The 13241-nt window shown below is 62.8% G+C and carries 14 protein-coding genes; 11 read left to right on the top strand and 3 right to left on the bottom strand.

Going from position 1 to position 13241, the window contains the following annotated elements; translation table 11 throughout:
• Nucleotides 1-78: 78 nt before the first annotated feature.
• Complete coding sequence (locus VJX68_RS15585; protein ID WP_324096636.1) at nt 79-1065, bottom strand: SDR family NAD(P)-dependent oxidoreductase; 987 nt, start codon at nt 1063-1065, stop codon at nt 79-81.
• A 116-nt stretch (nt 1066-1181) separates the two neighbouring features.
• Between VJX68_RS15585 and alr the strand changes: the two genes are divergently transcribed.
• From alr to VJX68_RS15555, 6 genes are read left to right on the top strand one after another with little or no spacing between them, the layout of a single operon-like run.
• On the top strand, nt 1182-2309 hold the full coding sequence (alr, locus tag VJX68_RS15580; RefSeq protein WP_324096635.1) for an alanine racemase: 1128 nt from the start codon (nt 1182-1184) through the stop codon (nt 2307-2309).
• Nucleotides 2310-2315: 6 nt separating this feature from the next.
• Nucleotides 2316-3884: a bifunctional phosphoribosylaminoimidazolecarboxamide formyltransferase/IMP cyclohydrolase gene (purH, locus tag VJX68_RS15575; RefSeq protein WP_324096634.1), complete on the top strand. Its 1569-nt coding sequence runs from the start codon at nt 2316-2318 to the stop codon at nt 3882-3884.
• 12 nt (nt 3885-3896) lie between these two features.
• A complete protein-coding gene (gene purD / locus VJX68_RS15570; RefSeq protein WP_324096633.1) occupies nt 3897-5204 on the top strand; it encodes a phosphoribosylamine--glycine ligase in 1308 nt (435 codons plus the stop codon).
• 5 nt (nt 5205-5209) lie between these two features.
• Nucleotides 5210-5800, top strand: coding sequence for an L-threonylcarbamoyladenylate synthase (locus tag VJX68_RS15565; protein WP_324096632.1), 591 nt, complete (start codon nt 5210-5212; stop codon nt 5798-5800).
• A complete protein-coding gene (locus VJX68_RS15560) occupies nt 5797-7098 on the top strand; it encodes a DUF1015 domain-containing protein (protein ID WP_324096631.1) in 1302 nt (433 codons plus the stop codon). The genes VJX68_RS15565 and VJX68_RS15560 overlap by 4 nt, the downstream gene beginning before the upstream one ends.
• A gap of 5 nt (nt 7099-7103) precedes the next feature.
• The gene (locus VJX68_RS15555) at nt 7104-7715 is read left to right on the top strand and encodes a histidine phosphatase family protein (RefSeq protein WP_324096630.1); all 612 of its coding nucleotides are present in this window, start codon (nt 7104-7106) and stop codon (nt 7713-7715) included.
• A 2-nt stretch (nt 7716-7717) separates the two neighbouring features.
• Here VJX68_RS15555 and VJX68_RS15550 read toward each other — a convergent pair whose 3' ends face one another.
• Nucleotides 7718-8500 (bottom strand): class I SAM-dependent methyltransferase, encoded by a 783-nt coding sequence (locus tag VJX68_RS15550; protein WP_324096629.1) that lies wholly within the window; start codon nt 8498-8500, stop codon nt 7718-7720.
• Nucleotides 8501-8615: 115 nt separating this feature from the next.
• Between VJX68_RS15550 and VJX68_RS15545 the strand changes: the two genes are divergently transcribed.
• Nucleotides 8616-9827, top strand: a complete 1212-nt coding sequence (locus VJX68_RS15545; protein WP_324096628.1) for a CaiB/BaiF CoA transferase family protein — start codon at nt 8616-8618, stop codon at nt 9825-9827.
• 17 nt (nt 9828-9844) lie between these two features.
• Here VJX68_RS15545 and VJX68_RS15540 read toward each other — a convergent pair whose 3' ends face one another.
• Nucleotides 9845-10597 carry a hypothetical protein gene (locus VJX68_RS15540; protein ID WP_324096627.1) on the bottom strand — a complete coding sequence of 251 codons (753 nt, stop codon included), beginning with the start codon at nt 10595-10597 and terminating at the stop codon, nt 9845-9847.
• Nucleotides 10598-10828: 231 nt separating this feature from the next.
• Between VJX68_RS15540 and VJX68_RS15535 the strand changes: the two genes are divergently transcribed.
• From VJX68_RS15535 to eno, 4 genes are all read left to right on the top strand, one after another.
• Entirely contained in the window at nt 10829-11260 is a 432-nt protein-coding gene (locus VJX68_RS15535) for a VOC family protein (protein WP_324096626.1), read from the top strand.
• Nucleotides 11261-11270: 10 nt separating this feature from the next.
• Complete coding sequence (locus tag VJX68_RS15530) at nt 11271-11972, top strand: Type 1 glutamine amidotransferase-like domain-containing protein (protein WP_324096625.1); 702 nt, start codon at nt 11271-11273, stop codon at nt 11970-11972.
• A 24-nt stretch (nt 11973-11996) separates the two neighbouring features.
• Nucleotides 11997-12332 carry a VOC family protein gene (locus VJX68_RS15525; RefSeq protein WP_324096624.1) on the top strand — a complete coding sequence of 112 codons (336 nt, stop codon included), beginning with the start codon at nt 11997-11999 and terminating at the stop codon, nt 12330-12332.
• A 75-nt stretch (nt 12333-12407) separates the two neighbouring features.
• A partial coding sequence (gene eno, locus VJX68_RS15520; protein ID WP_414643492.1) for a phosphopyruvate hydratase occupies nt 12408-13241 on the top strand: 834 nt, incomplete at its 3' end.

The following is a 13241-nucleotide window of genomic DNA, read 5'->3' as shown; positions in this document are numbered from 1 at the left end:
ACTAGTAATTTACTAGCGTCAAGCCGAGTAAAATATAATCAACTAAGAATACTAGTAGATATGTATTCCGCGGCACCTTTATGCTGCCGAAGGGGCCGATCTGAGCCGCAGAATCGTCTCGTCAGGCATCAGCTTGACCATCGCGACGCTCGACTCCCACAAATCCATCGCCATCGCGGGATCGTATGAGTCCTTCGACGAGGGTACGTCGCGCGTGCCCTGGAAGTATTTCCCCGAGATGCGCTCGAATCTCGGCTCAGTCAGCATATTCGCGAGCGACCTGCCTGAGCGCGCGACGCTGTTCACATTCGGCACAAACGGGCGCAGGGCTGGCAGCACGAAGCGCCACGCAAATCTCGCCATCCTGCCGTAGTCGCGCGCCAGCCCAGTCCCCGGCATCAGGCCGGGATCGAATGCGTTGACGGTGATCGAGCTGCCATTGGTGCCGCCTGCTTTTTCGGCGCGCAGTCTGCGCTCGAGTTCGTAGGTGAACAGTAAGTTGCACAGCTTCGACGTGGTGTACGCGCGTCTGCCCGCCGTTCCATTCGGGTCATTGAGAGGTTTGGAGTCTTCATCCGGCCGCGCAAGGAGTCGCGCGGATTTGTAAACCGGCGACGGCATCCCGGTCGCCTGCGCGGGATCGTGCGTACCGCTGCTGACGACGACGATGCGCGCCGGCGGCGCCATCTGCGCGAGCATCAGGTTCACCAGCAGGAAATGCCCGAGATGGTTGACTGCGAACGTGGTTTCGAAGCCATCCTCTGTATAAGTTCTGCCGGTCACGATTTGAGTAGCCGCGTTGCACACGATCGCGCGCAGCGGCGGGCGCGGCTCCGCCGCGTAGTCGCGCGCGAAGTTTCGCGCGGACTCGAGCGAGGCGAGGTCGAGCGTCATCGCCTCGATGCCTTTGTGCCAGGTCTGCGCAAACAGCCGCTTCACAGCCTCGCGGCCTTTTTCGGCGCTGCGACAAGCGACGATCACGTGCCAGTCGCGGGTCTCGGCGAGCGCTCGGGCGCATTCGAAGCCCAAGCCGGTGTTGGCACCCGTCACGATGGCGGTGTTCATGAGCGGCGATGATTGCATTCTCGCAAAGTTGTGGGGAGTGCCACCGGCCCGCCCATCCACAGGACAAGAACCGGCGGCTTGCGTCCGCGCGCGCGAAGTTGGAAATTCAGCCTTCGATGAGAATTGAAACGCAACGCCCGACCGTCGCCGAGATCGATCTCGGCGCGCTGCGCTCGAACTTCCGCGCGCTGCGAGGCGTGGCTGCGCACGGCGAATTGATGGTCGTGGTCAAGGCCGACGCCTATGGGCATGGCGCGGTGACGGTGGCGCGCACGCTAATCGGCGAAGGCTGCCGTCATTTCGGCGTGGCCACGCTCGACGAGGCGCGCGAGCTGCGCGAGGCGGGGGTTCGCACGCGGGTGTATCTGCAGGCGGGCTTTTTCGCTGAACAGGCGGGTGAGATTATCGCGCTCGACTTGACGCCGTTCGTCTTCGACGCCGCGATGATCGGACCGCTCGATCGCGCGGCCGCGTCGGCGGGCCGCACCGATTTTCCGATTCATCTCAAGATCGACAGCGGCGCGACGCGGCTTGGAGTGATGCCGGCCGATATTCCCGACGTCGTTGAGGCGGTGAGGAGCGCCTCGACGGTCCGGCTGGAAGGTGTCTGCACGCTGCTCGCCAATGCCGGAGATCCCAAGAGTCCGATCACCGACGCGCAGCTTCGCGTGTTTAATGGTGCCGTCGAAACGTTGAAGGAGGCAGGGATGCGGCCGTCGACGGTTCACGTCGCGAATTCCGCGGCGCTAGTGCTGCGTTACGATTCACACTTCAACCTCGCGCGGCCGGGACTGGCGATCTACGGCCTGCCGCCGGTCGCGGCGGTTCGCGAGCGCGTCGAGTTGCGGCCGGTCATGACGTTCAAGACGCGACTTATGCAGATCAAGCGCGCGCCGGCAGGCAGCGGCGTCGGCTACGGCCACACGTTCGTCACGCCGCGCGAAAGCCTGATCGGTGTGCTGCCGGTGGGTTACGCCGACGGCTACCGCAGAGGCTTGCAGCACGGCGGCGAAGTGATCGTGCGCGGCGCGCGCGCGCCGGTGGTCGGCGCGGTGTCGATGGACCTGACGACGATCGACCTCACCGACATCGCGGGCGCGTCGGTCGGCGATGAGGTAATCTTGTGGGGCGAATCGAGCGGTGAGGTGATCAGCGTGAACGACGTCGCGCGGCTGGCGCAGACAATTTCATACGAGATGCTTTGTACGGTCGGCAAACGAGTGCCGCGCGTGATTCGGAGTTAAATGGCAATGAGCAGCGAGAGAGTCACGATCAGGCGCGCGTTGATAGGTGTCGCCGACAAGGCGGGCGTGGCGGATTTTGCCAAGGTGCTCGCACGGCACGGCGTGGAGATCGTATCGACCGGAGGCACGATGGCGGTTCTGGAAGCGGCCGGCGTGAAAGTCAGGTCGGTTGAGAGCTTCACCGGCTCGCCCGAGATGCTCGACGGGCGCGTGAAGACGCTGCATCCGAAAATTCACGGCGGAATCCTGGCGCGGCGCGCCGACGAGAGCCATCGGCGCCAGATGAAGCAGCATGGCATCGAGCCGATCGACCTGGTGGTCGTGAATTTCTATCCGTTCGAGAAAACAGTCGCCAAGCCTGGCGTCAGCCTTGACGACGCAATCGAAAATATCGACATCGGCGGACCCACGCTGGTTCGCGCGGCAGCAAAAAATCATGACGACGTCGCGATCGTCGTCAATGCGGCGGACTACGTTGCGATCGCCGCGGAACTCGACGCCAACCAGGGTGCGATTTCCGCGGACACGCGATGGCGCCTCGCGCGCAAGGCATTCGCGCGGGTGACTGCCTACGACGCGGCAATCTCAAATTATCTCGGCACGCACGTCGGAGACGGCGAGGCGTCCGCCCTCGGCGAGACTTTCAACCTTGCGCTCGAGCGCGAGCAGGCGCTGCGCTACGGCGAGAATCCGCATCAGGCCGGCGCGCTCTACGGCCGCTTCCTCGAGATCGCACATCAGCTTCACGGCAAGGAACTGTCGTTCAACAACGTCGTCGATATCAGCTCGGCGATGAACCTGATGCTCGAGTTCGAGGACGAGCAGCGTGCGGTAGTTGCGATTCTCAAGCACAACACACCGTGCGGAGTGGGCATCGCCGATACGCTCAAGGGCGCGTGGGACAAGGCGTTCGCAACCGACCCGGACTCGCCCTTCGGCGGCATCATCATCTCGAATCGGCCCTGGGACATGGAATTCGCGCACGCCGTCAATGAACTGTTCACCGAGGTGCTGATCGGTCCCGCGTATCCGGACGATGTGCTCGCCTTCTTGCGCAAAAATAAGAATCGCCGCGTGATGACGTTCAATTCGAAGGCCGTGGATCGCAACGAGCTCGACATCAAGAAGGTGCTTGGCGGATTGCTGGTGCAGACGCCGGACCTCGCGATCGAAGATCCGCGCAAGGGCAAAGTCGTGACGCGTCGCGCGCCCACCGACGCCGAAATGCGCGCGCTCACGTTCGGAATCAAGGTCTGCAAGCACATCAAGTCCAATGCCATTGCCTTCGTTGCGGAAGATCGCACGCTCGCTGTAGGCGGCGGCGCGACGTCGCGGATCGATCCGGTCTACGCGGCGCGCGAAAAAGCGGCGCGGCTCAAGGTTCCGCTCGAGGGTTCCGTGCTCGTCTCCGAAGCGCTGTTTCCGTTCCCCGACGGCCCGACGCTCGCGGCCGAGGCGGGCGCGACCACGATAGCGCAGCCGGGCGGCTCGCTACGCGACGACAAAGTGATCGAAGCGGCCGACAAGTTCGGGCTCGCGATGGTCTTCACGGGGGTCCGCCATTTCAGGCACTAGTCACTTCGCGAGATGAAAGTACTGGTCATAGGCAAAGGCGGGCGCGAACACGCGCTGGTCTGGCGGCTCCATCAGAGCGAGACCGTGTGGAAGATTTTCTGCGCGAGCGGTAATCCGGGAATCGATCAGATCGCCGAAGCGGTGCCGATCGCGCCGACCGATATCGCGGCGCTGGCGGACTTCGCCAAATCAAAGTCGGTCGACCTGACGATCGTTGGCCCCGAAGATCCGCTCGCCGCCGGAATCGTCGACGAGTTCACCCGCGAGGGGCTTAAAATATTCGGACCCACCGCGGCCGCGTCGCAGCTCGAGACGAGCAAATCGTTTGCGAAAACCATCATGCGCGAGGCGCGCGTGCCGACCGCCGACTTCGCCGCATTCGATGACGCCGAATCCGCGCGGCGCTACGTTAAGGCGCGCACAGGCCCGATGGTGGTAAAGGCGGACGGCCTCGCGCTTGGAAAGGGCGTCGTGATCTGTCACGACACCACGGCCGCTCTGGAAGCTATCAACGATGCAATGGAACGGCGGCGCTTCGGTGTGGCAGGTAATCGCGTGATCGTCGAGGAATTTCTGCGCGGCGAGGAAGTTTCATTCTTTGCACTGTGCGATGGCGAGAACGCGATCCCGCTCGGCACGTTCCAGGATCACAAGGCGATTTTCGACGGCGATCGCGGCCCCAACACCGGCGGGATGGGCGCGTATTCGCCGGTGCCGCAATTCGGCCCTGCGAAGGAAGCGCGCTTGATGCGCGAGGTGGTCGCGCCGACGCTGGCCGCGATGAATGCGCGCGGAATTCCGTTCCGCGGGCTGCTGTTCGTCGGTTTGATGATCGAAGGCGAACGAATCAACGTGCTCGAGTTCAACGTGCGCTTCGGCGATCCGGAATGCGAAGCGCTCATGATGCGGCTGGATAGTGACCTTGCCGAGAACCTGCTGGCTGCTGCTGACGGAAAAGTCGCGAACGCCGCGATCAGGCTCTCGCCGCGCAGCGCGGTCGCGGTCGTGCTCGTCTCGGGCGGCTATCCCGGTGACTACAAAAAAGGAATTCCGATTCGCGGCCTCGATCGGCTCGAAGGCAACGTCCCGTCCGACATCAAGATCAAATGGGCGATGAAGAAGATTCGCGTAAAGGTCTTTCACGCGGGCACTGCGATGCGCAACGGGAATTTGGTGACCGACGGCGGGCGCGTGCTGACGGTGACCGCGATGGCGCCCGAACTCGCCACGGCGGTCGACGCGGTGTACGAGGCGGCGGAAGTGATCGAATTCGAGGGACGTCACTTCCGGCGCGACATCGCACGGCGCGCGCTCGGATAGTTGCGATGTTTCGGCTCGAGGATGGAATCGCCGCGTTGCAAGCCGGTGAGCTGGTCGTTTATCCGACCGAGACGTTCTATGCGCTCGGCGCCGACGCGTTTTCATCGATCGCGCTGCGGCGGCTGTTTCGCGTGAAAGCGCGCGCGCCGGGACGACCGGTTGGGTTGATCGCGGCAGACAAAGCGATGGCTTTTTCGGTGGCGTGCGAAGTGCCGGTCGTCGCGCGGCGGCTCGCGGAAGCGTTCTGGCCCGGACCGCTGACGCTCGTTTTGCCGGCGCGTGACGAGATAGCGCCCGAGCTGATCGGACCCGACGGCGTTGGCGTGCGCGTATCACCAAACCCCGTCGCGCGCGCGCTCAGCGCCGGAATCGTGAGACCGATCACCGCGACCAGCGCGAACCTGAGCGGAGCGGCGCCGGCGAGCACGCTCGAGGAAGCGCGCGCGGGGCTGGGGAAAAAAGTTAAAGTTTACCTTGAAGGTGGAAAATTGACGGCGCAGGCGCCGAGCACCGTCATCGCGGTAAGCGGAAGCGGGTGGAAAATGGTGAGAGTGGGAGCGATTTCAGAAGACCAAATCGCGGCGGCGTTGAAATGAGCGGGCTCAGCAAACGGATCGAGCCGTTTCGCGCCCTGATGTACAACCGCCAGCTCACCGGCGAGCCGGAGCGGGTCGTCGCGCCCCCGTACGATTTGATCGGCGAGGCGCGTCAGAATCAGTTGTACGAACGCAGTCCCTACAACGTCGTGCGGCTCGAACTCGGGCGCGAGCCTGACCGCTACGGCGCGGCGGAAAAGACGCTCGCGGATTGGATGGCGGCGGGAGTCGTCGAGCGGTCGGCGCGTCCCGCCATTTTTCAGTACACGCAGACTTTCGACGTTGAGGGGCGGCTGCTGCATCGCACGGGGTTTATCGCGCGCGTGCGGCTCGAGGAATTCGATCGCGGACGCGTCGTGCCGCATGAACGAACTTTTCCGGCCGCAAAGGAGGACCGCCTGCGCCTGCTGACCGCGCTGCAGCTCAACACGAGCTCGATCTTCGGGCTCTACTCTGGCAAGCATCCGGAGCTCGATCGATTGCGCGAGCGGGTGTCCTCGCGCGAGCCATTGATCAATCTCGTCGACGATCTGGGAATCCGCAACGAATTGCGGCCGATCGAAGCCGCCGACGAAATCGCGATCATTCAGCGCGAACTCGAATCGCCGCGCATTTTGATCGCCGACGGACACCATCGCTACGAGACCGCGTTGAATTATCGGCGCGCTCGACGCCACGAGAACCCATCGGGTGCGCCCGCGCCGGAGCCGTACGACTACATTATGATGACGCTGGTAGCGTGCGACGATCCCGGGCTGGTGATTCTGCCGACGCATCGCGTCGCGAAGTCCTTGCCCCCCAACGCGATCGCTTCGTTCGTGCCACACGCCCGAGAAGCGTTCGACGTCGACGAAATCGCGCATCGCGACGAATTTCGCACGCGCCTGAATGATTCGGGAAGCGGCGCAATCGGAGTGGCGTTGAAGGGGATCCCCAACTACTTGATTATGCGGCTACGTAGCCAAGGCGCGATGGAAACGGCGATGCCCGACGCGCCGGCCGAGGTGCGGCGTCTCGACGTGTCGGTTCTGCACGCGTTGGTGTTCGATCGAATCTTCGGGTTTGGCGCCGGCGAGATTCGCAAAGGTGGGAATATCGAATACACGATCGAAATCGGCGGCGCGCTCGGCGCGGTCGCGAATGGACGCGCCGACGGTGCATTCCTGATGAATCCGCCGTCGATTCACGACGTCGAGCGGGTGAGCGACGCGGGCGCGACGATGCCGGAGAAATCGACCTACTTCCATCCCAAGCTGCTGACCGGCCTGGTGATGAACCCACTATTCGACGGCGAATGAATCGCGTGGCGCGGTTGATCCTCGTTCGGCACGGCGAGACCGAGGGCGAGTCGAGCATCCGATATCACGGCCGCACCGACGTGCCGCTGTCGGAACTCGGGCGCGCGCAGATGCGTCTTGTGGGCCGGGCGCTCGAGACGCATCGCGGCGACAGAACTTTCGCGCGCGTTTTTTCGAGTCCGCTCGTTCGTGCGTCCGAAGGCGCGCGAATTGTAGCAGGCGACTCGGCCCCGCTGGTCACGATCGATGAGTTCGCCGAAGTGCACTTCGGACTGTTCGAAGGACTCACGGCCGATGAGATTCGCGAGCGTTATCCCGACGAGTTCGCGCGATGGAACGCCGATCGGCTCGCGCCCGGCTACGCCTACCCCGCCGGCGAGAGCCGCACCGCGTTTACCAATCGCGTCGAGCGCGGCCTGGAACGCATGCTGGCTGCATGGACGCCGCGCGGCGACGACGCGTTAGTGCTTGCTCATCGCGGTGTGATTCGCGCGATTGTGCGAAAGCTCGCGCGCCAGGAGCCGTTCGTCGAGCTCGGGTCGATCCATATTCTACGTTTCGACGGCGCTTGGAACCCTGAGATGCTCGATCTGATCGATCACCTCGACGACACCTGAATTCACACGCGGCGCAACACTCCAGTCCAGCGGTAGCGGCACTTGTCGAGCGGCTTGGTGAACGACAGGTCGCTGTAGGCGGCGACCATTTTGAACATCCCCGATGCGAGCGCCGCGAGTTCCAGCGTGGCGGGAATCGTGTAGCGCACCGGAATCAAGTCACGAGTCGTCACCGCGCCGGCGGGAAAGTTGACCGTGCATTCGAGTTCGTAGATCGAGTGCAGCGGCGAGTGCCACGCGATGGGGCGATGGAACTCGCGAATACCGAGCGCAACGCCGGCGGCGCGCGCCGTGCGTTCGCGCCACATCGTGCGTTGCGGCACGCGCGGAAGGGGGTCCTGCCGATCGATGTCGATGCAGTACAGACCGCCGCGCTCGAGCGCACGGCCGACGGATTTGAGATGTGCGAGCAGGTCGGCGTTCTCGACGATCACTGGAAATGTCTCGGACATGAAGATTGCGGCGTCGAAGAGGCGCTCAGGGAGAGTGAACTTCTCTATCGGCCGGCGATAGAAGCGGAGATTCGCGAGTGCGCTCGCTTTGCGGCGCCCCGCCGCGATCATCGTGGGCGAGCGGTCGATTCCGACGACCTCGAATCCATCACCCGCCAGCAGTCGGCCGTGGGGCGAGTCGCCGCACGCGATGTCCAGGATGCGGCGCGTCGGACTTTTGCGATGCCGCTTCCAGACCTGTTGCAGGAAGATTACTTCGGTCGGAATTTCGCCGGGACTTTCCAAACGCGCGCGGCGAAAGATGTCGGGATATTCGTAGATGCTCGGTTCCATCGGCGATGAGCGTACAGACGGCGCGCTTCGAGATCGACGCTTGAGATTTTCCGGCGAACGGCGGGATAATGCCCCGCATCCGAGTTCCTGAACGGTCGTTTAGGGGTTAGTCACGATGAGCAAGCCGCTCGAGGGAATCAAGGTCGTCGAGATCGCGCAGGAAATCCAGGGGCCGTTCGCGTCGCTGATTCTGGCCGACTTGGGCGCCGACGTTGTCAAGGTCGAGAACAAGGAGACTGGCGATCTCAGCCGCTGGATGCTGGCGGCGTTGATTGGCGGGCCGGACGTAAAGAACGCGACAGTGTCGCACTATTTTATCGCGATGAATCGCGGCAAACGGAGCATCACCGCTGACCTGAAAAAGAAGGACGCGATCGAGATAGTGCGCCGGATGGTGAAATCGTACGACGTGCTCATCACCAACTATCGCCCCGGCGTGCTCGACCGGCTCGGTCTCGGCTACGACGACCTGCGCAAAATAAATACGCGCATCGTTTACGCGCAGGGAAGTTCGTGGGGGCCGAAGGGACCGTGGGTGACGCGCCCGAGCCGCGACACGCTCGCGCAGGCCGCGAGCGGCGTGATGGCGAAGACGGGGATGCCTGACGACCCGCCGCTGGCGGCCGGGATGTTCGTCGCGGATCATTCGGGCGCGCTCAGCCTGGCGAGCGGTGTGCTGGCGGCGCTGTTTGCGCGCGAGCGCACCGGCAAGGGGCAGAAGGTCGACGCGTCGATCTACGGCACGATGATCGCGATGCAAGGAATGGAGATCAATTACGCATCGATTACTGGCGTCGAGCCCGAGCGCGCCGGCCGCGGGCATCAGTTTCTGCGTGGCGTGTGGGGCGCGTTCCCGACCAGCGACGGCTACATCTGTATTGCGGGCGTGGACGAGAAGCGCTGGCCGTCGTTCTGCAGGATCGTCGGCATTCAGCATCTGGAGAAGGATCCCGATTACTCGGACAACGTGATTCGCAATTTTCACGGCGACAAGATTCAGAAAGTGCTCGACGAGATCTTCCCGAAAAAGACGAGCAAGCAGTGGCTCAAGGAACTCACCGACGCCGACATCCTCGCCACCGAGGTCGTCGATTACCGCACGATGCTGAAAAGCGAGCAGGCTCGCGTCAACGGATACCTGCTCGAACTCGACCATCCGGTGGCGGGCAAGGTGCTCGTGTCCGGCACGCCGATAACGATTAACGGCGAAGTCACAACGCAGGCGGAAGCGGCGCCCGAACACGGGCAGCATACCGAGGAGGTACTGCTCGAACTCGGCTACACGTGGGAAGAGATCGGCGCCCTGCGCGACAGCGGCGCGGTGTAGCGCTGGTCAAGGTCGCGTCACTCGATAGATGACGAACGTCCCGCTGACGTTTTCGTGGTAGTAGAGAGACTTCTCGTCCGGCGACAAGGCGGGCGCTTCCGCGAATCCTGTAATCGCTTCGATCTTGATCGGTTTTCCGAATGGCTTCGAGGTTTTTGCACGGGTTGCCGTGTAGATTGCAGGCAGTGTTCCGTCAAACCGGGTGAAAAAAATTCACGACCCGAGGCGGAAATGTCCGGCGCATAGTTGAGCGCGTGCGTGTTGATCTTGCGCATGATCTCGGCGCTGTTCTTGAGCCGCACGAAATGATCGCCGTCACGATGTGCGATCACAATGCTGGCGCGTTGCGGAACGCTGCCGCCATTGAAAACGCCGTCTACGAAGTACAGCGTACTGCCATCGGGACTAATACACTGGTCGAAATTTATGTCGCCCGCCTTCTCTTTTGAAATTCCGGGCACGAGCGCGACGTTCGACACGCTGCCGTTGGAAAAAGTGCCCCAGTAGATAGTCGCAAACGCCGGCGGCCCATAGTTTCGCGTCGAGACGAAATAGAATGTGTCGCTGCTATCCATCGAGGCGACCGCGTTCAGTCCGGTCGCGTTGACGCCGCCAATCTCGCCCTGGAATTGGAACGTCACGTCGTCGACGCGCGTCGCATAGTACAGATTTGTGTTGGGGGCGCTGTTCGAATCGTTGAAGAACAGGTAGTTGCCGTCGGGGCTGATGAACGGCTCCATCGCGTCCTGGCTGTAGCCAACAATCGTCACCGGTTGAGGATTGGCAAAAACTCCAAACGTAGGTTTGGAATCTGGCTTCTCGGCGATCACGGGGCTGCCCCCGGGGTAAGCGTTGAGTGTCCCGCTGAGCGGTAACGGCCAAATCATGGCGATCGTGGAAATTCTACGAGTCGAGAGCATTTTAACTGCGACTTCCATGTTGCATATTAATTCAAACGCGCATGGTTCGACGACTGAAAATCGAATCACGGAGAAAAGGTGATGGCGCTGCCGGCTCGAATCTCGATTGCGACGCTTGGCGTGAGCGATCTCGCGCGTTCGACCAGGTTCTACCTGGCGCTCGGTTGGGAACTCGCATCAGAGTCCTCCACCGAGATCAGCTTCTTTCGCACGGCAGGCGGCGTGCTCGCGCTCTACCCATTTGATCTGCTCGCCAAGGACGCGATGCTGCCGCCGCTGCGAGCACAGGGATTCGGCGGAGTCACTCTCGCGATCAACGTCGAGCGCGCCGAAGACGTGCAACCGGGACTCGACATGGCGAAGGCTGCCGGTGCGACGATTCTCAAGCCCGCGACGAAAGCTGAGTGGGGAGGAGTGTCGGGATATTTCGCCGACCCCGACGGCTATCCGTGGGAAGTAGTCTGGGCGCCGAGATCCAGGTTCAAGCCCGACGGCTCCCCGGACGTGAGCTAGTGAATAGCGCATGGCGGAGCGGCATATCGTTGCGATTGGCGGTGGCGGATTCTCGATGGAGCCGCGCAACACGAAGCTCGACGATTTCGTCTTGGGCCTCGCGCGGCGCAAGCGGCGTCCGCGCGTATGCTTCGTCGGAACGGCGAGCGGCGACAGCGATTCGTATCTCAGGCGCTTTCATGAAGCCTTTCCGCCGGCGCGCGCCGCCGCGACCCATCTCACTTTTTTCGAGCGAAAAGTTCGCGACCTCAAAACGTTCGTGATGGAGCAGGACGTCATCTACGTCGGCGGCGGCAGCAGCGCGAACATGCTCGCAGTGTGGCGTTTGCATGGCCTCGACAAAGTCCTGCGCGCGGCATGGAACGCGGGCGTCGTGATGGCTGGGATCAGCGCGGGCGCGATTTGCTGGTTCGAAGACGGCCTGACGGATTCGTTCGGCATGCCATTCCGGAACCTCAACGACGGCCTCGGATTCGTGCGCGGCGCCTGCTGTCCGCATTACGACGGCGAGAAAGAGCGGCGGCCGGCGTTGATGCGATTGATCAAGCGCGGCTTCCCGCCGACGCTCGCGCTCGACGACGGCGCGGCGGCGCACTTTGTCGGGACGCGGCTCAAAGAAATCGTTACATCGCGACCGAAAGCACGCGCGATTCGCGTCGCGCTCGGCAAAGGTGTGGTAGTCGAAAAAGCGCTTCCGGTGCGCTACCTCTGAATCACGCCAAGGGAGGTTCGCGCGATGAAAGCAAATCACGTTCATGTTGGTGTCCGCGATCTGCCGGCAGCCGTCGGACGGCTCGAGCGTGTGTGGGAGCTGAAGCCGGTATTCCAGATTCCTGAGATGGCGATTTTCGCGGTCGGCGAGTTCGAGCTGTTCCTTGACGCGGCGGAACACGACACTCGGACGACGATCGGATTTGTCAGCGACGATTGCGACCGCGACTACAGTGGCGTCGTCGCGCGCGGCGCTGAGACCGTCAGCGCACCCGAGGACAAGCCCTATGGCTCGCGCGCCGCGTACGTGAAAGGGCCGGGAGCTTTGACGCTTGAGATCGAGCAGCCGCTTACGAGATGAGTCGAGCTGACCTGCGTGACAAGCTGGGCCGGCCTGCTCTAGAATGCGGACCTCAAATGCGGTGAGGATGAGTTGATGGCGGTATCCACGGAAATTGTCGAGATAAAAGCGCGCGAGATTCTCGACTCGCGCGGCAACCCCACAGTCGAAGTTGACGTGCGGCTGCGCGGCGGCGCGCTCGGCCGCGCCGCCGTGCCCTCGGGCGCATCGACGGGCGTTCACGAAGCACTCGAGCTCCGCGACGGCGATGCGAAACGCTACGGCGGCAAGGGCGTGCTGAAGGCGGTCGCCAACGTCAATGGTACGATCGCGGCCAAGCTCAAGGGCGCGGACGCCGCGAATCAGAGCGCGATTGATAACGCTCTCATCAAACTGGACGACACTGCGAACAAATCGAAGCTGGGCGCCAACGCGATGCTCGGCGTATCGATCGCGGCCGCGCACGCATCTGCCACGGCCAACGGAGTGCCGCTGTATCGGTATCTCAATCCCGACGCGCGCGTGATGCCGGTGCCACAGATGAACGTGCTCAATGGTGGCCGTCATGCGGACTCGAACGTCGATATGCAGGAGTTCATGATCGTGCCGGTCGGAGCGCCTAATATCGGCGAAGCGATCCGGATGGGCGCGGAGGTCTTTCACGCGCTTGCGGCGGTGCTCAAGAAGCGCGGTCATTCGATTAACGTCGGCGATGAAGGTGGATTCGCGCCGAATCTCAAGAGCAACGAGGAGCCGATCGAAGTGATCCTCGAGGCGATCGCGAAGGCCGGCTACCGTCCCGGCGCCGACATGTCGATCGCGCTCGATCCGGCGTCGAGCGAATTTTACGAAAACGGCAAGTACGTGTTCGCGCGTTCGGACAAAAGCGCGCGCAGCGCCGAGCAGATGGTCGAGTTCTACGCAGCGTGG

Source organism: Binatus sp. (SeqCode), assembly GCF_035272065.1.
Taxonomy (GTDB): Bacteria; Desulfobacterota; Binatia; order Binatales; family Binataceae; genus Binatus.
Note: the sequence above shows the minus strand (reverse complement) of the source record. Positions and strands in the feature narration are given on the sequence as shown.